Source organism: Knoellia pratensis (assembly GCF_042666395.1).
Classification (GTDB): Bacteria; Actinomycetota; Actinomycetes; order Actinomycetales; family Dermatophilaceae; genus Knoellia; species Knoellia pratensis.
Window position 1 is genome coordinate 133,349 of sequence record NZ_JBHTDJ010000001.1, and the last position, 22,499, is coordinate 155,847.

The following is a 22,499-nucleotide window of genomic DNA, read 5'->3' on the forward strand; positions in this document are numbered from 1 at the left end:
TCCATGCTGTTCACCGTCGCCGTCAGGTCGAGGCAGGGTCAAACGCGCGCTTGAGGACGTAGTCGAGGACCACGAAGTCATCCACCGTCCCGCCCACGACGTCGTCCGGGATGACGTCATTGAAGTCGACGAGGTAGATGAGGGCCGCGAGGGTCATGTGCCGTCGGGCGACAAGGGCAGCTGAGTCGCCGGCCTCGAAGGCCGATTCGCTCAACCAGTCCACGGCCTGGGCAACGAGCCCTGCCAGGGGTGCGAGGCGGGCGTCGTTCTCCACCTGGCGCAACCGCACCAGGTCCAGCAGTTCCTCGAGCATGACCGGGTCGGTGTCGAGCCGCTCGGCGAAGCGCCGGCTTCTCGCGAACGGCTCAGAGTGCAGCAGACGCCGCACGACCTCGGGGTGAACCGGCGTGGACGGGCCGGGCTCGCGGGTGGGGATGGACACCTTGGGGAGTCTAGGTCGACGCGGCACCGGGTCCCAGCCCAGCCAATGGGAGAATGCGCCCCATGGGCTCTCTCGCTGACGTCACTCCATCCATCGCGCTCGGCGCCCTCGACGGCCGCTACCGCGGCGCGGTGGCTCCTCTGGTTGACCACCTGTCCGAGCCGGCGCTCAACCGCCAACGGATCCACGTCGAGATCGAGTGGCTCATCCACCTCACCGACCGCAAGGTCGTGCCCGGGGTCCGCACGCTCACCGACGACGAGAAGGCCAAGCTGCGCCAGATCGTGACGGACTTCGGACCCGACGAGATCGCCGAGATGGCCGACACCGAGAAGGTCACCCAGCACGACGTCAAGGCGGTCGAGTACTTCCTCAAGAAGCGCCTCGCGCAGATCGCGCCCGCCGGCGACGACAGGGGCCTCGCCGAGCTCATCCACTTCTGCTGCACGAGCGAGGACATCAACAACCTGTCCTACGCCCTCATGGTGCAGGGTGCCATCGAGCAGGTGTGGCTGCCGCGCGCCAGCGCACTCGTCGAGGCCGTCTCGACCATGGCCTCCGACCTGCGCTCAGTGCCCCTTCTCTCTCACACCCATGGACAGCCCGCGACGCCGTCGACCCTGGGCAAGGAACTGGCCGTGCTGGCCTGGCGCCTGCAGCGTCAGCTCCGTCGCGTCGAGGACGCCGAGTTCCTCGGCAAGCTCAACGGCGCCACCGGCACCTACGGCGCGCACCTCGCTGCCGTGCCCGAGGCCGACTGGGAGGACATCAGCGAGACCTTCGTCGAGGGCCTCGGCCTCACGTGGAACCCGTTGACCACCCAGATCGAGAGCCACGACTGGCAGGCCGAGCTCTATGCCGACGTCGCGCGCTTCAACCGCGTGCTTCACAACCTGTGCACGGACGTCTGGACCTACATCTCGATGGGCTACTTCGCACAGGTGCGCGGTCAGGGGACCGTCGGTTCCTCGACCATGCCGCACAAGGTCAACCCCATCCGCTTCGAGAACGCCGAGGCCAACCTCGAGGTCAGCAACGCCCTCCTCGACGTCCTCGCCTCGACGCTCGTGCAGTCCCGCCTCCAGCGCGACCTCACCGACTCCTCGATGCAGCGCAACATCGGTGTCGCACTGGGCCACTCACTCCTCGCCCTCGACAACGCGACCCGCGGCCTTGCCGGACTCGACGCCGTGCCTGCCGCGATGGAGCGCGACCTCGACGGCAACTGGGAGGTCCTCGGCGAACCCATCCAGTCGGCGATGCGTGCGCTCGGCGCCCAGGGAGTGCCCGGCATGGAGGAGCCCTACGAGCGCCTCAAGGAACTCACCCGCGGCCGTCGCATCGGCCAGCCCGAGCTCGTCGAGTTCGTCCAGGGCCTCGGTCTCCCGGCGGATGTCGAGGAACGCCTCGCCGCGATGACGCCGCAGAGCTACGTCGGGATCGCCCCCGCCCTCGTGGACCACCTCGACTGACGCAGGCTCAGCGAGGGAGGCGAGCAGCTCGCCCTGTCGACTGCTAGCTCGGCTTCAGGATCCTGTCGAGCACGTCCGCGACCGTCCGACCATCGAGCTCTCGGGCAATCGCCGCCTGCACATCGTCATAGACATCGCCGAGCACCGGGCGGATGCCTGCACCAACCGGACATTCCGGATTGGGCGCGTGCGGGTGCAGGGCGAACGGGCGCTCCTCGCCGATGGCGTCAGACACCTGCTTCAGCGTGATCATCTCGGCCGGCCGGCCCAACGCCCAGCCGCCACCGGGCCCTCTCCCGACGACCTGCACGAGGCCCGCGTGCCGCAGGGGCGCCAGCTCTCGCCTGACCTGGACCGGATTGCTGGCAAGGCTTGAGGCAATCTCCGCCGAGGTCAGCTTCGTACGACCGCGGCGCGCCGCCAGCTCAAGCCAACACAGCGCATGAACCGCTGTGGACAGGTGACTGCTGACGCTCATCTGGCCATCCTTCCAGTGATCGAGGGCGCACTCCTTGCCCCGGGTCATAACGCCTGAGTAATGTGTAACTTCTCATGTTACCTATTAGGAGTTGTCGTGAGCGACCCACACCGTCCAGGTTTCTCGTCCTCGCCCGTGGTCGAGTTGCGCCAATACACCCTGCGACCCGGGACTCGAGACACCCTCGTGGGCGTCTTCGAGGAGCATCTCGTGGACGGACAGGAGGACTGTGGGATGGCCATCGGGAGCGTCTGCCTCGATGAGGCGGACCCTGACCGCTTCGTCTGGATGCGTGGCTTCACCAACCTCGAACAGCGCACCGAGGCACTGGGGGGCTTCTACCTCGGTCCGGTGTGGGGCAAGCACCGCGACGTCGCCAACGGCACGATGATCGACAGCGACGACGTGCTCATGCTCAGGCCGACCGAGCCTGCGCATCCGCCGGCCCAGCCGCGAAACGACCTCGGCGGGCCCACCGACCGCATCCACCTGTCGGTCTACACCTACGCCCCGGACCATGTACTCGACACCCACCTCAGCACCGATTTCCACGAGGAGCTGGAGTCCCTGCTCGGCGTACCCGTGGACACCTGGCGCTCTCACTGCGGGCCGAACGGATTCCCGCAACTTCCGGTGCGCGACGATCACGCGTTCGTCTGGGCCGCGACGTTCGCCGACGCCGAACAGCGACAGGAGGCCCTCCAGCGGTTCCGCGATTCCGGCCGTCGCGACGACCTGCTGAGTCACGGCTCGCCCGTCGGGATCCAAGAGCTGAACCTGCGCCCCACCCGACGATCCCGCCATCCCCACCCCAACGCCCCACCCCTCTGACCCGGCCGGTCGAGAGTAGACAGATTCCCGCCTCCAGATAACGGAGGCGGGAATCTGTCCACTCTCGACGGTTTGAAGCGTCGGGTATGCCGGCTGGCTGGCCGGGGTTTTCAAGGGTTCAGACGGTGACCGGACCCTGAGGGGTCTCGAAGGTCACCGACAGGATGCCCGGGTTTCCGCGGGGGGCGATGAAGTTGAACTCGACGTCGGCGGGGACGTAGTCCTCATCGACACCGACCCACTCGCGCACGCGCTCAGGGTCGCCAGCGATCTCGAGCGAACGCAGGGCCACCTTGGTGGCGCCGACACCGGACGGGTGCTGCGTGCCTTCGGCCCACTGGACGAAGAACGGTAGTTGTGGGTCCGACTGCAGACCCTTGACGCCGAGCTGCTGCCACCGCAGTTCGACACCGTCGGGTCGGTGGCGGTTGCCCGTGACCGACTCCCGGCCGAGGCGCTGCTCCTGCTGGGTGATGTCGTCGACGCTCACGACCCACCCGAGCCAGCCACCGCCGGCCAAGGAACGGGCCCGCACGACCTGGCCGAAGGGGGCCTTGTCGGAGGCCGGGTGGTCGAGCACCTCGACAACTTCGAGATAACGGTCACCGAGGAGAGGAAGGATGACGTTGCGCGTCCCGAAGCGCGGGTGCACACCCCCGTCGACGGCTGCTACCCCGAGCTGCTCGGCCAGACGTCCGGCCGTGGCTCGCGCCCCGTCGTTCTCTGCGGCATAGACAACATGGTCGACTCGCATGCCGATAATCGTGACACACCCCAAGGGGTGCTCTTGACACGGGTGGGGCTGAGGGGGAAGCAGGGGCTCCCGGGGGGGCCCATACGTCACTGGGCGCGCTGCCTCAGCGCTTCGTAGACGACGATCGCCGCGGCCGCTGACGCGTTGAGTGAATTCACCTGACCATGCATGGGGATGCGAACCTGCAGGTCAGCCGCCCGGAGCGCTTCATGGGTCAGTCCGAACTTCTCGGTGCCCACGGCGATGGCCACACCTCCCCTGAGGTCGGCGTCGGTGTGCAGCGTCTCGGTGCCGGGGGTCGTCGCGATGAGGCGTATGCCGCCCTCCCGCAGCCAGGCGATCGTCTCACCGAGCGTGGCGCTCGCCACCGGGATCGAGAAGACCGTGCCCTTGGAACCGCGCACGACGTTGGGGTTTCCCCAGTCGGTGACGGGGTCGACGGCGATGACGGCATCGACGCCGGCGGCATCGGCGGTGCGCAGCATCGCGCCGAGGTTTCCGGGCTTCTCCAGACCCTCACACACGAGCAGCAGTGGCGCGGAAGGGAGTTCGAGGTCGGCCAGCACGGCGTGGACGGCGGGAACCAACGCGATGAACCCGTCCGGACCCTCGCGATAGGCGACCTTCTCGAACGCCGACCGCGAGACCTTGATCGTCTCCACGCCCGAGGCGCGCACGTCATCGACGACTCGCAGCTGCTCCTCGGCATCGAGCATGAGCTCCGGCGCATAGAACAGCGTCCGTGGTCGCACACCCGCATCGAGCGCCAGCCCCAGCTCCTCGAAGCCCTCGACGACGGTCACCCGGGCCTCGTCGCGCGCACGGCGACGACGCAACGCCACGAGCTGCTTGAGGCGAGGGTTGGCAGGTGAGGTGATCTCGAGATCGGGACGGGACGGCATACCCGTCATTCTTCCTTGCGTCGCCGGATGCGGTCACACCCTCAGAGCTTGGCGTGACGCGCCCGAGCGAAGGAGTACAGGCCGTAGGCCGCGATACCGAGCGCAACCAACGTCAACAGATAGGGCCCGAAAGGCTGGTCGCGCAACTCCTTGAGAGCAGCATCGAGCCCGCCGGCCTCGGACGCGCGCGATGACGCTGCAGCCCCGATGAAGAGCGATCCCGCGACGGCGAGGGCAACGCCCTTGGCCACGTAGCCCACGCGACCGAAGCGCACGACCCAGTCGCCCGGGTGGCGCTCGAGATCATCGAGGAAGGCCTTCGTCCAGCCCTTCCACGCGTGGTAGCCAGCCACGGCGAGGATCGCGAGCCCGACGAGGCCGACGAGGACGCGTCCGCCCGGGTTGGACATCAGCGACCCCGTCAGCGAGTCCGCCTGCTTCTCGTCGCTGCCACCAGTGCCCTGGGTGACCTTGAACGCCGACCAGGCGAAGAAGGCATACATGACCCCCTTGCCCGCCGCCTTGGCGCGGTGCCGCAGCTCGCCGTGGCGTCCGACCACCACTTCGGTGACCTCCCACACCGCGAGCAGGAAGAAGCCGACGACGGCCAGCCACAGGAGGAACGGACCGGTGGTTCCGCCGGCGACGGTGGCGAGCGCACCCGACTTGTCGGCGCTACCGGAGCCGCCACCGAAGCCCCACGCCACATTGAGGGCGATCCAGCCGATGAGGAGGTGGATCACGCCGCTCATGGCATAGCCGAGCCGGGCGCCCTTCTCGACGATGTCGTTGTTGCCGATGTTCCGGGCGGTGTCGTGCGCTGCGATGGTCACAGGAGTGATTGCAACACGGGCACGAGGCCGTCGTCGTCCACATCAAGAGTGGTCTCGTCCGCGACCGCCTTGACCTCGTCGGGCGCATTGCCCATCGCGACTCCGCGCGCGGCCCAGTGGAGCATCTCGAGATCGTTGCGCTGATCGCCCACGGCGACCGTGTATGCCGGTTCCACACCGAGGTGGCGCCGCACCAGTTCCAGCGCGGAGCCCTTGCTCACGCCCTCGGGGTTGATGTCGAGCCAGGCCGTGAACCCGACGGCGTAGTTGACGCCGTGCAGACCGATGCGTTCGGCGAGGGCCATGAAGTCCTCGGCCGTGCCCGCCGGGTCGCGGAAGGTCACACGGGTGACGGGGTGGGCGAGGAGCTCGTCCCACGGCACGATGCGCTGCTCACCACCGAGCTCGCCGTCGGGGAAGGGGGCGCTGACCTTGAAGCCCACCCCGAGCTCCTCGACCGCGACGACGGCCTCGGGCCAGGCGTCCTTCAACAGGTTGAGGGCGGGCGCCGCGTCGAACGTCACGGCCTCGGTGATCTCGTAGCCTCCCGCGACCGCAGGATCGAGACGCAGGGTGACAGCGCCGTTGGAGCACACGGCATACCCGGTCTCGATCCCGAGCAGGGCGAGGATCGGCATCGTCGCGACGATCGAGCGACCGGTCGCGATCGTCACGTGGTGGCCAGCGTCCGCGACCGCGCGCACGGCGTCACGAACCACCGGTGACATCTCGCCGGCGTGGTTGATCGTCGTGCCGTCGACGTCGAGCGCGACGAGGTGTGGGGTGAGCGTCATGCGGCCAAACCTATCGATGCCCGGGGACGGGCGAGTCAGCCGCGTTCCTGCCCCAGCTTCCAGTAGCCGGAGAACAGGACCTGGCGCCGGTCGACACCCACGCCCTTGACGAGATGGCGACGGCCCTCGGTGACCATCCCCGACTCGCCGCAGATCCACGCGTAGTCGAGTTTGCCGAGGTTCGCGTCGCGCAACGCCGGCAGGACGACCGATCCCGGGACACCGTCCGTGCGCACGTGCACCGTGACCTCGGCTCCGCCGAAGGCGTATGCCGCGAGGATGGCTGTGTCGGCCACCTCCACGTGGATCGTGGCTCGGTCGAGAACCGTCGGATGCGCGTCGACGATGGCGGCGAGGGCCGGGAGTGCCGTCTCGTCGGCGACGAGCAGCATCGAGCCATCGCACTCGTGACCACGGAAGAGGGCCCCACCGGAGCGGAACCCGACGCGGTCACCCACCTGCGCGGCGCAGGCCCACGCGGAGCCGGGACCGGAGTCTGCCCCTGACTCGCAGTGCGTCACGATGTCGACGTCAATGGTGCGGTTGACGGCGTGGTGGGCGCGGACGGTGTACCAACGCAGGTCCGGGCGGTCGGCTTCGGGCATGTCGGCGATGGCCGCGCGCACGTTCTCGCGCGAACCGTCGGGGAGGGTGAGCGCGGCACCGGGGCGCGGCATGAGGAGCCCGAAGTACTCGTCGCAGCCGACGAGCCGGAAGTCGCCGAAGGCCTCTGCGGAGAAGGTGATTCGGCGCATGCCACCACCGAGGTCGCTCACGGCGGCGACCGTCATCTCGAACTGCGAGTCCCCGTCGCGATAGATGGGCGATGCCATGGTGAGACGGGCATAGGCGGTGGCGGCCTTCATGGCGACCCGGTCGAGAACGGTCATGACTTCTCTCGCTTCCTGCGGTGGGGGATGACGACGGGGTCACCGGTGGTCGGGTCGGCGACGACGGACGCCGCGATCCCGAAGACCGACTCGATGACCTCTGGGGTGACGATCTGGGCGGGCGCGCCCTCGGCGACGATCGCGCCGTCGCACATGGCGACGAGGTGGTCGGCGTAGCGGGCAGCCATCGCGAGGTCGTGCAGGACCATGACGACGGTCGTGCCCTCGGTGGCGTTGAGGTCCCGGACGAGCTCGAGGACGTCGATCTGGTGGGCGATGTCGAGGAACGACGTCGGCTCGTCGAGGAGCAACACCTGGGTGCGCTGCGCGAGGGCCATCGCGATCCACGCGCGCTGACGCTGTCCGCCGGAGAGGCTGTCGACGGGGATGCCCGCGAGGTGGACGAGTTCGGTGACCTCGAGGGCGCGGGCGACGACCGACTCGTCCTCACGAGACCACTGCTTGAAGAGTCCGTGGTGCGGGTGCCGCCCGCGCTCGACGAGTTCGGCGACGGTGATGCCCTCGGGGACGATCGGCTGCTGCGGGAGCAGCCCGAGCCGCTTGGCAACCTCCTTGGTGGGGAGGTCGCCGATGACGTTGCCGTCGAGGAGGACCCGACCGGCAGTCGGTGACAACAGGCGCGAGAGTCCCCGCAGCAGCGTCGACTTGCCGCAACCGTTGGGTCCGACGATGGCGGTCACCTGACCAGTGGGCACGGCGAGGTCGAGGCCCTCGACGATGACCCGCCTGTCGTAGGCGAGCGTGAGGGACTCCGCGGTGAGAGTGGCGGTCATGGCTACTTCTCCTGGATCGATCGGCGCCCGGCGATGAGCAGCCAGACGAGGACGGGGGCGCCCGCGAGGCCGGTGACGACGCCGACGGGGTAGGCAGTGCCCGGGTTGGCATAGGCGCTCACGTAGTCGGCGGCGAGCACCATGGCGGCCCCGACGAGCGCCGCGGCCGGAATGGACGTGCGCCCGCGCGTGAGGCGTCGCGCGATCGGACCGCTGAGGAAGCCGACGAACGCGATCGGTCCACACACGGCGGTGGCCGACGCGGTGAGCAGGACGACGAGGGCGGTGATGAGGATCCGCAGCCGATGGGCGCGGACCCCGAGGCCGGCGGCCAGGTCGTCGCCGAGGCCGAGCACGCCGAGCTGCCGGGTCACGATGGTGAGGAGCGGCAGGCCGACGAGGACGACGACACCCAGGCGAGCGATCTCCCCCCACGAGACCGAGCCGAGGCTGCCGGTGAGCCAGACGAGGGCGTCCTGTGCACGATAGATGTCGGCGCGCAGCAGGACCCAGTGCACGACCGAGCTGAGGACGGCGGCGAGGCCCACCCCCACGAGGATCATCCGCCCCGTGGCCGCTCCCCCACGGCCGGCGAAGCCGTGGATGGTGACCGCGACGGCAACCGCACCGGCGAATGCGACGAGAGCGACCGGCATACCCGTCCATCCGAGCAGGACCACGGCGAAGACGGCGGCGGCGCTGGCCCCGAGATTGATTCCGAGCACGTCCGGGCTCGCGAGCGGGTTGCGGAGCATGGACTGGAACGCCGCACCCGCCGAGGCGAACGCCGCGCCCGCGAGGACCGACATGCAGGCGCGAGGAAGCGTGGACTCCATGAAGATGAACGACGCACCCGGGATCGTCGTCCCGGAGATCATGCGTATGCCGTCCACGAACGACACGCGGTAGTCCCCGAGGAGCGCTCGGGTTAGGAACAGAGCGACCACGAGGGCACTGAGTCCGAGCAGGAGCAGGAGCTGCCGCCGACGCACGCCGCGACGCACGGCGCGCAGCGTGGCAACCGTCGACTCGGACTCGGCGAGGGAGATCGCGCTCATGCGGGGTCCCCGCGAAGTATCTGGGGGAGCGCAGCGGCGGAAGAACTTCGTGGGGTGCTCATGCGACGTTCATCCTCCGGACCAGGGCGATGAGGAACGGGGCGCCGACGACGGCACACACGATGCCGGCTTGGACCTCGCTGGGCGCAGCGACGACACGACCGATCGTGTCGGCGACGACGACGAGGACGGGGCCGGCAAAGAGGGTGCCGAGCAGGATGCGGCGATGATCGGGCCCGACAAGGGCTCGCACGACGTGAGGGACGACGAGGCCGACGAAGGCGATCGGACCCGCCAGAGCCGTGGCGGCCGCGGCGAGCAGGATCGCGCCGGTGGCTGCGAGGAGCCGGTGGACGAGCACGCGCTGGCCGAGACCGCGCGCAAGGTCGTCACCCAGGGCCACGGTGTTGAGGAGGGAGCCGGACGCGAGCGACAGCCCAAAACCGACCAGCAGGAAGGGTGCGACGTCGAGGATGATCCCGGCCTCGCGGCCTGCGACCGAGCCCACCTGCCAGAAACGGAAGACGTCGAGAGCGCCCTGGTCGGAGACGAGGATGGCGCCGACGATGCTCGTCGAGGTCGCCATGACAGCGGCGCCTGCGAGGGCCATCGTCACGGGCTGGGCCCGCACGGGCGCGAGCAGGGCGAGGAGCTGGACGACGATCGCGGTGACCACGGCTCCGATGAGGGCGAACCAGACATAGCCGCCGACGCTCGAGAGCGCGAAGAGCTTGATGCCGATGACGACGGCGAGCGCGGCTCCGGAGTTGATGCCGAGGATGCCCGGTTCGGCGAGCGGGTTGCGGGTGAGGCCCTGGAGGACGACACCGCAGATGCCGACGGAGGCCCCCACGACGAGGCCGATGAGGGTGCGGTCGATGCGGGAGTCGACGATGCCGCTGACCTGCTCCGTGACGGGCTTGCCGAGCAGGGCCGCGACGATGTCGGACGGCGCGACCGACTGGGTGCCGATGAGCAGCGACAGGGCTGCGGCGGCCCCGACTGCGAGAGCGCCACCGAGGACGATCACGGCGACGGGCACGCGACCGCCCCGGCTCACCTTCCCTGAGAGGTGAGCCGGGGCCGCCGGCTGGGGATCCTGCCTACCGGGCGCAGTGGTGGCCCGGATCGTCACTGAGCCGGAGTTCCGTCCACGGCCGAGGCGATCTTGGGCAGGAACTTCTCGAGCGCGACCGGCATCGAGAGCGGTGACGGCGAGGACATCGTCAGGGCCGTGGCGTTGTCGGCGCTCGCGACGTAGTGGTTGCTCTTGAGGGCCGGGATCTGGCCGAGCAGCGGGTGCGCCTTGAGCTGGGCGACCTGCTTGGGGTCGTCCACGTAGAAGATCAGCGCGTCGGCGGTGAGGGTCGAGGACTTCTCTGCCGACAGGTTGGCGCTGAACTGGTTGTTGCCCTTGCTGAGCGTCGTGACGGTCGGGGCGTCGACCATGCTGAAGCGGCGAAGGATCTGCGGGCGCAGGTCGTGGGTGGTGTAGAGGCTGACGACGGAGAGGTCGGTCGGCGTGAACCAGGCCCAGGCGGCGGACTTGCCCTTGATCTGGGGGTACTTCGCGACGGCGTCGTCGATCAGCTTGTTGGTGTCAGCGGCGATCCTGGTCGCGGCGCTCGAGCGACCGAGGGCCTGGCCGACGACCTTGAGGCTGTCCTCCCACGACGTGCCCCAGGCCGCGCCCGGGTAGGCCACGGTCGGCGCGATCTTGGAGAGCTTGTCGTAGTCCTCCTGCGTGATGCCGGAGTTGACTCCGAGGATGAGGTCCGGCTTGGTCGCCGCGATCTTGTCGAGCGGGATGCCAGCCGTGTCGTCGTAGCGGGTGATGTCGGCCGTGGCGTCGAGCTTGGCGACACCGGCGTCGAACCAGTCGGTCGAGCCCTTGGCGTTGCCGCCCCAAGTGATCTTGGTGGCGCCGACGGGCAGGACACCGAGCGAGACGACGATGTCCTGGTCGTTCCAGCCGACGGTGGCCACGCGCTTGGGCTCGGCGGCGATCGTGGTCTCACCGAAGGCGTGCTTGATCGTCGTGGGGAAGGCGTCCTTGTCCACGGCGGTCGAGGTGGAGGTCGCCGGGTCGGCGTTCGCCTCCGATGTCGGGCCGGTGGAGCAGGCGGTGAGGGCGAGCGCGGCGACGCCGGAAGCGGCAGCGGCGACGAGGGAGCGGCGTGTGAACATCAGGCCTTCTGGGGTTTCGGGGCCGCGCAGGGGAACGCAGCGACAAGGTCAGTAAGGCCAACCTAATTTAGGTAAGCCTCACCTTGTCAAATCCTGTCCACGGCCTGCCCCCCATCCCGCGGCCTACCGCACCGAAGGTGGGGCGATCACCCGCCTTACGGTGCGGTAGGTCCGCCGCAAGCTCGACTCAGGTGGCGTGGACCAGGCCTGTCTGATGCTGAGTCGACCCTGCGTCTGCAGGAGCGAGCGCTGGTAGAGCCGTGCGGCGGCGCGGACGATCAGCCCGGCCGTGAGCAGGAGGATGGCCAGGGCGACCAGTGCCTGCCACCACGGGGCCGTCCCCTCGAGCACGCGCATCGGCATGATGATCGACGAGAACGGCGGCACGAACGACAGCACCGTCTTGGCGGTCCCGTCGACGAGCAACGCGGCAAAGAACATCGCCATCGTCAGCATGGTGAGCGGCGTGGAGGTCGACTGGACGTCCTCGGTGCGACTGGCCAGGGCGCCGGCGACGGCCCAGAGGCACGCGACGAGCCCGAAGCCGACGACGAAGAAGATGACGAACCACCCGACGGCCCCGGAGATCATCGGCAGGAAGCGGTCGTACTCGGTGAACGTCAGCCCGATCAGCCCCACCCCGACGAAGAGCGCCATCTGTGCGAAGGCGAGGGCGAGGTTGCCCATGACCTTGCCAGCGAGCAGCTCACGCACCGAGATCTTGGTCGTGATGATCTCGACGATGCGGCTGGCCTTCTCCTCGACGACGCTGTTGGCGAGCGCCAGTCCAAAGGTGAACGAGGCGAGGTAGAACATCATCGCCAGCGCGAAGCCGACGGCCTTGGCCACACCTGCGCGGTCGGCGTCGCCTTCGAGAATGCCTGTGGTGACGTCCGATCCGCGCGTCAACTCGGTGACCGTGGTCCCGGCCGCAGCGGAGTTCGTGTTGAGAGTGGCATCCCGGATGGCGTCGGTCGCGGCGCTCGTCAGGTCACCGGGGACCTCGTCGCGCCCGGTGAGGATCCACCCGTCGTCGCTCTGGTGGAGCCACGCCGTGGCGTCGTCGTCCTTCACTGCTGCGGAGGCGGCGGCGTCGTCCCCGACCGTCGTCAGCTTCACCGTCGTCTTGTCGTCGGCGGCCTCGGCGGCCGACTTGACCTCCCGCGCCATCTGCTGCGCCGCGCTGGAACTCGTGACGACGGCATACTCCGTCGCCTTGCTCGCGACGAACGCCTGCACGCCGAACACGGCGGCCAGGATGGCGATGAGTCCGAGCGTGCCGAAGACGAAGGCGCGGTCGGTGAGCTTGCTGACGATCTCGCGGCGAGCCACGATCATCCACGCGGTCGACTTCATGCCGTCACCTCACGGTAGATCTCGGACAGGGCAGGAACTTGGCGGGTGAAGTCGAGGACGTCGCCCCGGTCAACAGCCGCGCGCAACAATGCGGGTCGGGCGCGTTCGTCGGTGAACTCGAGGAGCGCGGTGGTCCCGGCGACGTCATGGACGTGTATGCCGGCCAGGTCGCGAAGCCATCCCGCGTCACCTCCCAGCGTGATCCGGTAGCGCTCCGTCCCGCGGTTGCGGAGCTCATCAACCGTGCCGGCCGCGACGACGCGACCCTTGGACAGGACGACGAGTCGGTCGCAGAGGCGTTCGACGAGGTCGAGCTGGTGGGAGCTGAAGAGGACCGGGATGCCGCGCGCAGTGTGCTCGCGCAGGAGGGCGACCATGGAGTCGACGGCCTGCGGGTCGAGGCCCGAGAACGGCTCGTCGAGGATCAGGGCCTGGGGCTTGGTCATGAGCGCGGCGATGATCTGGACGCGTTGCTGGTTGCCGAGCGAGAGCTTCTCGACCTTCTCGCCGAAGCGGTCCTCGAGGCCGAAGCGAGCGAGGTTCTCCATGACCGCAGCCTTTGCGTCACCGGGCTTCATGCCGGAGAGCTCACCGAGGTAGACGAGCTGGTCGAGGACCTTCTGCTTGGGATAGAGGCCGCGCTCCTCGGGCATGTAGCCGACACTGCGACGGTCGGCCGCCGTCATCGGGCGCCCGTCCCATCGGACCTCACCGGCATGGGTCGCGAGCAGCCCCATGATCATCCGCATGGTCGTGGTCTTGCCCGCTCCGTTGCCACCGACGAACCCGGTCATCAGACCACCCGGGACCGTGAAGCTCACATCGTCCACGGCTTTGAGGTCGCCGAACGACCGGCTGAGCCCGTCGACCTCGATGAGTGCTTGGTGCCCTCTGACTGTCATGGCCACAACGCTAGGTGGAGCCTTCGGGGTCCGGATCAGCCGAGCGGGTGACTGCCGCTCTCCGTCGGACGGATGAGACCCACCTCGTAGGCGAAGACCACGGCCTGGACCCGGTCGCGCAGATGGAGCTTGGCCAGGCAGTTGGACACGTGGGTCTTGATGGTCGCCTCGCCGAGGAAGAGGTCGGCGGCGATCTCGGCGTTGGAGCGACCGCGACCCATGAGGGTGAGGACCTCGAGCTCGCGATCGGTGAGGCGCGAGATCTGGTCGGCCGAGCCGAGGGAGGTCGATCCGTTGGTGGGTGTCGTCGGCGCACCAGCACCTGCCCCGACCATGGCCGCGATGACCCGCGTCGTCACCTCGGGCGCGAGGAGGGCGTGCCCACCGGCGACCGAACGGATCGCGTCGACGAGCTGTTCGGGGTCGGAGTTCTTGAGGAGGAAGCCGCTTGCCCCGGCACGCAGTGCGTCGAACAGGTAGTCGTCGCGGTCGAACGTCGTGAGCATGACCACCCGCCCGAGGTCGGCGGCGACGATCGCGCGGGTCGCCTCGATGCCGTCCATCACCGGCATCTGCACGTCCATGAGGATCACGTCGGGCGCGAGCTCACGGGCGGCCGCGAGGGCGAGTTCGCCGTTCTGCACGTCACCGACCACCTCGATGTCGTCCTCGACGGAGAGCATCATCGTGAACCCGGAGCGCACAAGGTGCTGGTCGTCGACGATGAGCACGCGGATCGGCGCTGCCGAGTCAAAGGCACGGAACTCAGACATCGGCGACATCACACTCCCCCAGCGGAATTCGCACCCGCACACGGTATCCACCCGTGGGCCGGACACCGATCTCGACCGTCCCCTTGTGCGAGGCCGCGCGCTCGCGCATGCCGAGCTGGCCGAGTCCGGAGCCCGAGGTCCCGACTCGCGCCCGCCCGTTGTCGAGCACCTCGACCTCCGCGTAGGCGGTGCCGCCCGGGGCGTCCTCGACCACCCGCACGACGACGTCTGAGGTCGTCGCGGTGGAGTGCCGGGTGATGTTGGCCAGGGCTTCCTGGGTGATCCGGTAGAGCGTCAGGGCGATCGGTGGGGCGACGCGGGCATGCGCACCTTGGCGCGTCTCGACCAGCTCGTATGCCGTCGTCAGGCCGTTCGCGGTGCGCTCGGCGATGAGGTCGGGCAGGTCCGTGAGCGTCGGCTCGGGACGGCGCGAGGGCTGCGGTGCTACGCCGTTCGCGCGCTGGGCCCGAGTTTCGTCATCGGTGTGTGCCTGGTCGACGTCCGCCGTCTCCTGGATGTCGCGCAGGGTTCCCAGGAGGCTGCGCATCTGCGAGACGGCGTCACGCGAGGTCTCCTCGATCTGGCCGAGAGCCTTGGCCGCCTCGTCGGGACGCTTGTCGATAACCCGTCGCGCCGCCGCAGCCTGGATCCCGATGACGGAGACGTGGTGCCCGACGACGTCATGGAGCTCGCGGGCGATGCGCAGCCGCTCGTCGACAACCGCACGGCGCTTCAACGAGTCGGCCTGACGAGCGATCGTCTCGGCCTGCTCCTCAAGGCGGGCCCGCTGACGTGCTCCTCGCCAAGCGATCTGCCCGACGAGAATCGCTCCGACGAAGTAGAAGGCGTTGATCGCGATCGTTGTCGCGACCGCTCCGACCGTGGGGCTGAACCACCCGTCAGCACCGTCCGCGCGCGCGTCCTCGGTCATCTCGGCAAGGCCGCCACCGAGGGCGAGCTGCCAGCCCACCCACAACAGCATGAAGACGGTGATGCCTGCGACGACGAGGAGGGCCGAGCGCCGGTGTCGGGCGTAGGCCACAGCGGCATAGATCGCGACGAAGTAGACGGTCTGCAGGGCGAGCTGGGCCATGACCATCGGCATCGTGACGCCGACGATGAACATGTGGGCGGCGGCCAGCACTCCGACGAGGATCGGGTGCTGCCGCCGCCAGACCATGAGCATTGCGCCCGAGATGATCGCGGCCCACTGCACCCACAGAGGCTGCCCCCCGGCGTGGATCTCGGTGACGCTGCGGGCCAGCTCGAGGAAGAGGATGCCGACGATCGAGAGCACAACGCCCACGAGCCAGTCGCGCCGCCCGATCGGTGGCGCGGGCCGTTCCCAGTCGTCGTCGATCGCAAAGAACTCGCCGACGAGAGTCGACAGCGAGCGGCGGGCGGACGGCATACCCCTCAGCCTAAGGACGGAGACACCATCGGCGGATCCGTCGCTCGACGGAGCGGACGTCAGGCGGGCGTGAGGACGTCGAGCCCGATGAACGGGCGCAGCGCCGCTGGCACGACGATGGAGCCGTCGGCCTGCTGGTGGTTCTCGAGGATCGCGACGAGCCAACGCGTGGTGGCCAGCGTGCCGTTGAGCGTCGCGACGATGTCCGTGCCGCCACCCTCGACGCGGTAGCGGGTCTTGAGGCGACGCGCCTGGAACGTCGTGCAGTTGGACGTCGACGTCAGCTCGCGGTGGCGGCCCTGGGTGGGGACCCACGCCTCGCAGTCGAACTTGCGCGCGGCCGGGCCACCGAGGTCCCCGGCTGCGGTGTCGATGACGCGGTAGGGCAGCTCCATGAGGTCGAGCATCTCCTTCTCGAACGCAAGGAGCTTCTGGTGCTCGTCATTGGCGTCCTCGGGACGGCAGTAGACGAACATCTCGATCTTGTTGAACTGGTGCACGCGGATGATGCCTCGGGTGTCCTTGCCATAGCTCCCGGCCTCGCGGCGGTAGCAGGTCGACTGGCCGGCGAACCGGATCGGGCCCTTGGCCAGGTCGATGATCTCGTCGGCGTGGTAGCCCGCGAGCGCCACCTCGCTCGTGCCCGTGAGGTAGAGGTCGTCGGCCTCGAGGCGATAGACCTCGTCGGCGTGGTGGTCGATGAAACCGGCGCCGGCCATGACCTCGGCCTTGACGAGGGTCGGCGTGATCATCGGGACGAAGCCGGCCTCGATGGCGCGCTGCATCGCGAGCTGGAGCATGGCCATCTCGAGGCGCGCGCCGACTCCCTTGAGGAAGTAGAAGCGTGAGCCCGACACCTTGGCGCCGCGCTCCATGTCGAGAGCCCCCAAGCCTTCGAAGAGGGTGAGGTGATCCTTGGGCTCGAAGCCCTCGGCAGCAAAGTCGCGGGGCGTGCCGATCTCTTCGAGCACGACATAGTCGTCCTCGCCACCGACCGGGACCCCGTCCTCGATGACGTTGCCGATGCTGCGCTGGAGGGTCGCGAGCTCCTCGGCGGCCCCCTCGGCGGTGGCCTGGTTCTCCTTGACCTGGGTGGAGATCTCCTTGGTGCGCGCGAGGAGGGCCTGCTTCTCCTCGCCCTGGGCCTGGGCAACCTGCTTGCCCATCGCCTTCTGCTCGGCGCGCAGTTGCTCGAAGGCCGTGAGGCTGTTGCGCCGCTTCTCCTCCGCGGCCAGGACGGCGTCGACGACGGACTCGTCCTCACCCCTGGCACGTTGCGAGGCGCGCACTCGGTCGGGGTTGTCGCGGAGCAGCTTGAGATCAATCACCGGCCCAGCCTATCGAGGTGCGCCAAGTGCCCTTGTCACCGTGACGGCACTCTGCTCCCGATGTGATGCAGGACGCGCGATATGCCGCGCGTTCTGCAACACACCCGTCGGGGCGCAGCGCGCCGACCGCCGCCGAAGCGCGGCTCGGTCAGAGTTAGGTCCCACAGATCGCGGGCTCTTGGCCGCGTTCTGTGGGACGTAGATCTCGAAGTCCTAGGTGCGGGCGTCGGCGCGGCGCCTCGACTGCTCGCCGCGCTCCTGCCAAGCCATCGCCCACGGCGCAGTGAAGCCGTGAAGGTAGACCGAGACGACCACCGTGAACGCGACCACTGACCAGAGCCAGCGGACCTCGGGGAAGTCGGCGTGCGTGGCGGCATACGCCAGATAGAACAACGAGCCGATGCCGCGCACACCGAAGAGCGCCGCCACGACCCGCTCGCGTTTGTCGAAGCCCTGCAGCCCACGAGAGCGGCGGTGCCCGATGAAGGACGCCAGGCCGGCCAAGGGGCGAATGACGAGCAGCAGCGCCAGGGACAGCACCACCCCCTGCCCGTCAAGGTTCGCGAGCAGCCCGTTCGTCAGCGCCATCCCGAGGACGAGCAGGACGACGAGAGTCAGCAAGCGCTCGAGTCGCTCGATGACTTCGTGCATGTCGTGGTGGTACGAGTGGGCGCGCTCGAAGCTGCGGATCGCCATGGCGCACGTGAAGACCGCGAGGAACCCGTAGCCGCCGACAACCTCGGCGGCGCCATAGGCCGCGAGCAGGGCCGCGATGGCGACGAGCGGCTCACCCGTGGCAGCGAACCGCAGGTCCTCGGACCGAGCCGTGAACGCCAACCGGGTGATGGCCCAGCCAATCGCGACCCCCACCGCGACACCGAGGGCGATCTTGCCGATCCCCTCCCAGGCGACCCAGTGCGCGCCCCACTCCGAGAACGCACCGACCGTGGCGAGCAGGATCGCGGCATGGACGAACGGGAAGGCCAGTCCGTCATTGAGCCCGGCCTCGCTCGTGAGGGCGAAGCGCACCTCGTCCTCCTCGTCCACCTGTTCCGCGTCACCATCGGCAGTGTCGGCAGCGTTGGGCCCTCCGACCTGAACGTCGGAGGCGAGCACCGGGTCAGTGGGCGCCAACGCGGCTCCCAACAGCAACGCAGCGGGGGCGGCCACACCAAACGGCCCCCACGCGAGCAAGGCCACCCCGGCGATGGTCAGCGGCATGGCGACTCCGAGCAGGCGCCACGTCGGCGACCAGCTGCGCCACGACCCCCGGTCTCGGAAGCTCAGCGGCCGGTCCAGCGCGAGCCCCACACCCATGAGCGAGACGAGCACCGTGAACTCAGTGATGTGGGTGATGGCCGACCCGTGCGAGACGGGGTCGAGGTCGAGGTCGCGGAACCCCGGGAGCAGCCCGACGACCAGTCCGAGCGTCACGAGAACCATCGGGGCGTTGACCCGCCACCGGTCAAGGACGGGGGGGAGGATGACGGCGAGGAAGAGCGCGAGCCCGAGGGCGACGTAGATCCAGGCAGCGCTCACGCGCGAACGTCCCAGAGGTGGTGCGCGAGGTCGTGCAGGACATATCGACCCAGGCTCAGCACGGTGAACTCGGAACCGTTGGACCGCAGACCCCGGCGGTCCCAATCGGAACCGGACAGGCCGGCATACGCCGCATTGAGACGGGCCGCAGCGACAGGGATCTCGTCGGCAACGACGGCGGGCGACTGTTCGGCATACCGGCCCTCGATCGCCGTGACGTCCTGGTCCCAGTTCGCGAAGCGGGCACCGTCCTCGTCGAGCATGATCTGCACCCTCGCGGCGAAGAGATCGCAGACGTCTCGGACGTGGCAGGCGTACTCAAGGGGGGACCAGGTCGTGGGGTCCGGTCGGGTGGTGGCGCCCGGTCGGGCGAGCACATCAGCCCACGGCGACGTGTATGCCGTGACAAGACTCGCGATCTCGGCTTCGCCGACCGCTGCGGCGTCGAACCCGCAATCCGGGCAGGTTCTCTCAAGGGTCCAGGTCCAGTCCTTGTCGTCCGGGGCGATCTCACTCATGTCGACAGACTAGGCCGACGTGCGATGCGATGAGCACGGCTCTGAGCTTGGGGTACGGTCCCTGTCGTGAACGACTCCTGGCCCACGATCGTCACGATCGCCGCGCTTCTGCTGCTCATCCTGCTCGGGGTGACGCTGGCGATCGGCCTGAGCCGGTCCAAGGGACGCCACGCCTCGCCGAAGCGCCCGACCCGGTCCTCGTTTCGCCCGGCCCAGGATGAGGACACACCGCTGCCGCCCAAGAAGCGCGTCGCGGTCATCATCAACCCGACGAAGTTCGACGACGTGGCGGCGGCCCGCGACCTCGTGACCCGCACCGTGCTCGCGCACGACGACTGGGACGAGCCGATCATCCGCGAGACGACCCTCGAGGACCCCGGGTTCGGACAGACCCGTGAGGCCCTGGCCGAGGGCGTCGACCTCGTCTGCGCCATCGGTGGCGACGGCACGGTGCGGACCGTGGCCCACGTCCTCACCGGCACCTCCACGCCGATGGGCCTCATCCCTGCGGGGACGGGCAACCTCATGAGCCGCAACCTCGGTCTCCCCCTTGACATCGCCGGTGGCCTCGACGTCGCCCTGACCGGGCGCAACCGGCACATCGACGTCGGCTGGGTCACGCTCGACCCGACGTTCGAGCAGGCGTCCGACGAGGAGCTCAACCCCGAGTACGACGGCCCGACCGAGCCCGACGTGGGCGCCGACGACACCCACGGATCCGACCCGGCGGCCAACCAGCACGCGTTCCTCGTCATGGCCGGGCTCGGTCTCGACGCGAGCATCATGCACGGCACGACCGAGGAGGCGAAGGCCCGGATCGGTTGGGGCGCCTACGTTGCGACCGGCGCCAAGAACCTGCTCGGGGCTCGTTTTGCCACGCGGCTTCGGATCGACGGCGGCGACCCGATCGCCCACACGGCGCGCACCATCGTCGTCGGCAACTGCGGCCGCCTGACCGGTGGCATCACGCTCATGCCCGATGCCGAGGTCGACGACGGCATCCTCGACGTCGTCGCCATCACCCCCAAGGGCATCGTCGGCTGGGCCGGTGTCGCGGTGCACGTCCTCGCCAAGCGGGGCCAGAACCACCCCAAGCTCGACCGCTACCGCTGCCAGTCGATCCTGGTGTCGCTGGACGAGCCGCAGATGGTCGAGATCGACGGGGACGTCATCGGCAAGGCCAGGCGGGTCCGCTTCGAGGTGCGACCCAAGGCCCTCATCGTCCGCACCCAGGCCCCGGTGTCGACCCTGGCCTGACCCACGCCAGCCCTGGTCTGGCCGTCAACGGGTTGCGGCCTACGGCTCGCCGATCCGACGGACCCGGCCGATGTCCTTGACCAGGCCGGCGACGACGAGGAGGGGTGCGATCGCGAACGCGATCCACGGCAGTTGCGCGTTGAGCACCCCCACGACGGTGAGGATGAGTCCGATCAGGGCGAGAGCGACCCAGCACACGGTGAGCATCTGAGCACCCTGCGCGCTCTTGCCGTGCCGCAGCCCGCTGAAGATCACGGCGGCCAACCCGAGCACGATCAGCCCGACGGCCAGTGTGATGAACACACCCACCGCGTTCTGCGCCTCGTCGTCGACGGTCGTCTGCAGGAAGACGCTGAGGGCCACGAGGAGGGCCCCACCGATCGCGGCACCGATCGCGACGAGGGTGCCCTTCTGGCGAGTCATCTGCTCCTGCTGCACCATCTGGTGAACTCCTCCGCGTCGCGACCCAATCCTGTCAACAAGCACCACTAGGGTAAGCGTGGCTTGGACCGTGCACCCGATCTGCGCGGCAAGCACACCGAACCACAGCACTGCACGAGGGGTGAATCCGCATGTCATTCAGGGTTGTTCCCGCTTCCGTCACGAAGTTCGGCACCGAGCTCGAGGCTCTCAAGACCGACGCCGACGAGGCGAAGACCTACGCCACCAAGACGAAACCTGCCGTCTCCGGCGTCGGCGCCATCGTCCGGTTCCTGAACTCCTGTCAGGACGTCCGACCGGCGGTCGAGGAGTTCTTCGGCCACCTGTCGTCGATCTCGCAGACTTCCGGCGCGGAGCTGAACGCCGCCGCGAAGAAGTACAAGACGCTGGACGCCGAGGCCGCAGCACGTCTCGACGCCAAGTACCCGAAAGGATGATGCGGCATGGGTGACCCGGCAGCAGAACTGACTGATCCCGTCGCAACACCGCTGATCCCGCCGGCGATGGACGTCTTCCTGCACATCGGCGACCTGATCTCGCTGGGCCACTGGGCAATGGTGGCCCTGGACAAGATGGGCGGCCCCAACATTCCCGAGGAGGTCGGTGAATGGTTCGCCGGCGACTGGGAAGAGGTGTCGAAGTCCGCCGACGCACTGCGCAACCTCGGAGCCTTCTGCAACGTGGCGGGCACCAACCTCAAGACCCAGAACACGACCGCCATGGCCCACTGGGACGGCAAGGCCTCCGACGCCGCCTCGACCTACTTCCTCAAGCTGGCGGGCGAGCTCATCGAGCAGAAGGCCAACTTCGACGACATCGCCGACCAGTACGAGACAACGGCGTTCGGGGTCAAGGAACTCGCCAACGCCTGCGGCTCGCTGGTCGAGTCCCTGGCCGACTGGGCCATCACCATCGGCATCACCCTGGCCGCAGCGGCGACGAACTTCTGGAACCCCGTCGGATGGGGTGCTGGCGCCGGCGCCGGCTACTCCATCTATCGCGGCGCGAAGGTCGTCAAGGAGATCCTCGAGATCCGCGCCAAGGTGTGGACGGCGTGCGAGGCGCTCCTCGGCCTCATCGCCGGACCCCTCGGATCGATTCACGGCTTCACGAGCGTTGCCCTCCCGGGCGGCTACGACCACAAGCAGGTGACCGCGTGAGCGACGACCCGCAGAACGATCTCGACGACAAGCAGCCCAAGCCGCTCCTCGAGACGCTGCGCTTCGAGCCGCGGATGGAGGCGCACCTGCGCGAGAGCCTCATCGTGCTCCGGGACGACAGCGACGATCGCGCGCTGCGCAAGCGCATCGACGACGTGCTCGCCGGTCGCGCCTCACTTCGTGACCTCGCTCGCTCGGCCGACTTCACCGCGGTGATCGACTCCAAGATCGACCGTGCGGTCGAGGAGTTCGACGCGATCCCTGAGGCCGAGCGCGAAGCCGATCTGGAGCGCGCCATCGCCGAGGCTCACACGCCGCCGCCCTCCGAACCACCGACCCGTCGAGACGACCCCGGCACCTGGTGAACGGCGTTTGCTGA

Annotated in this window: 25 protein-coding genes; 6 read left to right on the plus strand and 19 right to left on the minus strand. The window is 68.7% G+C overall.

Annotation, left to right across the window (positions count from 1 at the left end):
• Positions 1–22: 22 nt before the first annotated feature.
• Positions 23–442, minus strand: coding sequence for a hypothetical protein (locus ACFQRE_RS00630; RefSeq protein WP_380117718.1), 420 nt, complete (start codon positions 440–442; stop codon positions 23–25).
• 62 nt (positions 443–504) lie between these two features.
• Between ACFQRE_RS00630 and purB the strand changes: the two genes are divergently transcribed.
• Positions 505–1,914, plus strand: coding sequence for an adenylosuccinate lyase (purB, locus tag ACFQRE_RS00635; RefSeq protein WP_380117720.1), 1,410 nt, complete (start codon positions 505–507; stop codon positions 1,912–1,914).
• Positions 1,915–1,957: 43 nt separating this feature from the next.
• Here purB and ACFQRE_RS00640 read toward each other — a convergent pair whose 3' ends face one another.
• Positions 1,958–2,392 carry an Rrf2 family transcriptional regulator gene (locus tag ACFQRE_RS00640; RefSeq protein WP_380117722.1) on the minus strand — a complete coding sequence of 145 codons (435 nt, stop codon included), beginning with the start codon at positions 2,390–2,392 and terminating at the stop codon, positions 1,958–1,960.
• A gap of 96 nt (positions 2,393–2,488) precedes the next feature.
• Between ACFQRE_RS00640 and ACFQRE_RS00645 the strand changes: the two genes are divergently transcribed.
• Positions 2,489–3,223, plus strand: coding sequence for a hypothetical protein (locus ACFQRE_RS00645; RefSeq protein WP_380117724.1), 735 nt, complete (start codon positions 2,489–2,491; stop codon positions 3,221–3,223).
• Positions 3,224–3,341: 118 nt separating this feature from the next.
• Here ACFQRE_RS00645 and ACFQRE_RS00650 read toward each other — a convergent pair whose 3' ends face one another.
• The 16 genes from ACFQRE_RS00650 to ACFQRE_RS00725 all read right to left on the minus strand — a co-directional run bounded on the left by ACFQRE_RS00650 (position 3,342) and on the right by ACFQRE_RS00725 (position 19,262).
• A complete protein-coding gene (locus tag ACFQRE_RS00650) occupies positions 3,342–3,977 on the minus strand; it encodes a VOC family protein (RefSeq protein WP_380117726.1) in 636 nt (211 codons plus the stop codon).
• A gap of 86 nt (positions 3,978–4,063) precedes the next feature.
• Complete coding sequence (locus tag ACFQRE_RS00655) at positions 4,064–4,879, minus strand: RNA methyltransferase (protein WP_380117728.1); 816 nt, start codon at positions 4,877–4,879, stop codon at positions 4,064–4,066.
• A gap of 41 nt (positions 4,880–4,920) precedes the next feature.
• Positions 4,921–5,712 (minus strand): DUF1206 domain-containing protein, encoded by a 792-nt coding sequence (locus ACFQRE_RS00660; protein ID WP_380117732.1) that lies wholly within the window; start codon positions 5,710–5,712, stop codon positions 4,921–4,923.
• A complete protein-coding gene (locus tag ACFQRE_RS00665; protein WP_380117734.1) occupies positions 5,709–6,506 on the minus strand; it encodes an HAD family hydrolase in 798 nt (265 codons plus the stop codon). The genes ACFQRE_RS00660 and ACFQRE_RS00665 overlap by 4 nt, the downstream gene beginning before the upstream one ends.
• Positions 6,507–6,541: 35 nt before the next feature.
• Complete coding sequence (locus tag ACFQRE_RS00670; protein ID WP_380117736.1) at positions 6,542–7,396, minus strand: siderophore-interacting protein; 855 nt, start codon at positions 7,394–7,396, stop codon at positions 6,542–6,544.
• Positions 7,393–8,190 (minus strand): ABC transporter ATP-binding protein, encoded by a 798-nt coding sequence (locus ACFQRE_RS00675; RefSeq protein ID WP_380117738.1) that lies wholly within the window; start codon positions 8,188–8,190, stop codon positions 7,393–7,395. Before ACFQRE_RS00675 ends, ACFQRE_RS00670 begins: the two co-directional genes overlap by 4 nt.
• A 2-nt stretch (positions 8,191–8,192) precedes the next feature.
• Positions 8,193–9,248, minus strand: coding sequence for a FecCD family ABC transporter permease (locus ACFQRE_RS00680; protein WP_380117740.1), 1,056 nt, complete (start codon positions 9,246–9,248; stop codon positions 8,193–8,195).
• Between the two features lie 58 nt (positions 9,249–9,306).
• Positions 9,307–10,290, minus strand: coding sequence for a FecCD family ABC transporter permease (locus tag ACFQRE_RS00685; protein ID WP_380117743.1), 984 nt, complete (start codon positions 10,288–10,290; stop codon positions 9,307–9,309).
• An 89-nt stretch (positions 10,291–10,379) separates the two neighbouring features.
• On the minus strand, positions 10,380–11,435 hold the full coding sequence (locus ACFQRE_RS00690; RefSeq protein WP_380117745.1) for an iron-siderophore ABC transporter substrate-binding protein: 1,056 nt from the start codon (positions 11,433–11,435) through the stop codon (positions 10,380–10,382).
• A gap of 123 nt (positions 11,436–11,558) precedes the next feature.
• A complete protein-coding gene (locus ACFQRE_RS00695) occupies positions 11,559–12,791 on the minus strand; it encodes an ABC transporter permease (RefSeq protein ID WP_380117747.1) in 1,233 nt (410 codons plus the stop codon).
• Positions 12,788–13,693 (minus strand): ABC transporter ATP-binding protein, encoded by a 906-nt coding sequence (locus tag ACFQRE_RS00700; RefSeq protein WP_380117749.1) that lies wholly within the window; start codon positions 13,691–13,693, stop codon positions 12,788–12,790. The genes ACFQRE_RS00695 and ACFQRE_RS00700 overlap by 4 nt, the downstream gene beginning before the upstream one ends.
• Before the next feature lie 35 nt (positions 13,694–13,728).
• On the minus strand, positions 13,729–14,466 hold the full coding sequence (locus ACFQRE_RS00705; protein ID WP_380117751.1) for a response regulator: 738 nt from the start codon (positions 14,464–14,466) through the stop codon (positions 13,729–13,731).
• Positions 14,459–15,877: a sensor histidine kinase gene (locus ACFQRE_RS00710; RefSeq protein ID WP_380117753.1), complete on the minus strand. Its 1,419-nt coding sequence runs from the start codon at positions 15,875–15,877 to the stop codon at positions 14,459–14,461. The genes ACFQRE_RS00705 and ACFQRE_RS00710 overlap by 8 nt, the downstream gene beginning before the upstream one ends.
• A 59-nt stretch (positions 15,878–15,936) precedes the next feature.
• Complete coding sequence (gene serS, locus ACFQRE_RS00715; protein WP_380117755.1) at positions 15,937–17,205, minus strand: serine--tRNA ligase; 1,269 nt, start codon at positions 17,203–17,205, stop codon at positions 15,937–15,939.
• Between the two features lie 213 nt (positions 17,206–17,418).
• Entirely contained in the window at positions 17,419–18,744 is a 1,326-nt protein-coding gene (locus ACFQRE_RS00720; RefSeq protein WP_380117757.1) for a cation:proton antiporter domain-containing protein, read from the minus strand.
• The gene (locus tag ACFQRE_RS00725) at positions 18,741–19,262 is read right to left on the minus strand and encodes a DinB family protein (protein ID WP_380117759.1); all 522 of its coding nucleotides are present in this window, start codon (positions 19,260–19,262) and stop codon (positions 18,741–18,743) included. Before ACFQRE_RS00725 ends, ACFQRE_RS00720 begins: the two co-directional genes overlap by 4 nt.
• A 66-nt stretch (positions 19,263–19,328) precedes the next feature.
• Between ACFQRE_RS00725 and ACFQRE_RS00730 the strand changes: the two genes are divergently transcribed.
• The gene (locus ACFQRE_RS00730) at positions 19,329–20,519 is read left to right on the plus strand and encodes a diacylglycerol/lipid kinase family protein (RefSeq protein ID WP_380117761.1); all 1,191 of its coding nucleotides are present in this window, start codon (positions 19,329–19,331) and stop codon (positions 20,517–20,519) included.
• A gap of 39 nt (positions 20,520–20,558) precedes the next feature.
• Here the strand turns inward: ACFQRE_RS00730 and ACFQRE_RS00735 are convergent, their stop codons facing one another.
• On the minus strand, positions 20,559–20,960 hold the full coding sequence (locus tag ACFQRE_RS00735; RefSeq protein WP_380117763.1) for a hypothetical protein: 402 nt from the start codon (positions 20,958–20,960) through the stop codon (positions 20,559–20,561).
• Between the two features lie 131 nt (positions 20,961–21,091).
• Between ACFQRE_RS00735 and ACFQRE_RS00740 the strand changes: the two genes are divergently transcribed.
• From ACFQRE_RS00740 to ACFQRE_RS00750, 3 genes are read left to right on the plus strand one after another with little or no spacing between them, the layout of a single operon-like run.
• Positions 21,092–21,397, plus strand: a complete 306-nt coding sequence (locus ACFQRE_RS00740; protein ID WP_380117765.1) for a hypothetical protein — start codon at positions 21,092–21,094, stop codon at positions 21,395–21,397.
• A gap of 6 nt (positions 21,398–21,403) precedes the next feature.
• On the plus strand, positions 21,404–22,120 hold the full coding sequence (locus ACFQRE_RS00745) for a hypothetical protein (RefSeq protein ID WP_380117767.1): 717 nt from the start codon (positions 21,404–21,406) through the stop codon (positions 22,118–22,120).
• Positions 22,117–22,485, plus strand: coding sequence for a hypothetical protein (locus ACFQRE_RS00750; RefSeq protein WP_380117769.1), 369 nt, complete (start codon positions 22,117–22,119; stop codon positions 22,483–22,485). Before ACFQRE_RS00745 ends, ACFQRE_RS00750 begins: the two co-directional genes overlap by 4 nt.
• Positions 22,486–22,499: the final 14 nt, after the last annotated feature.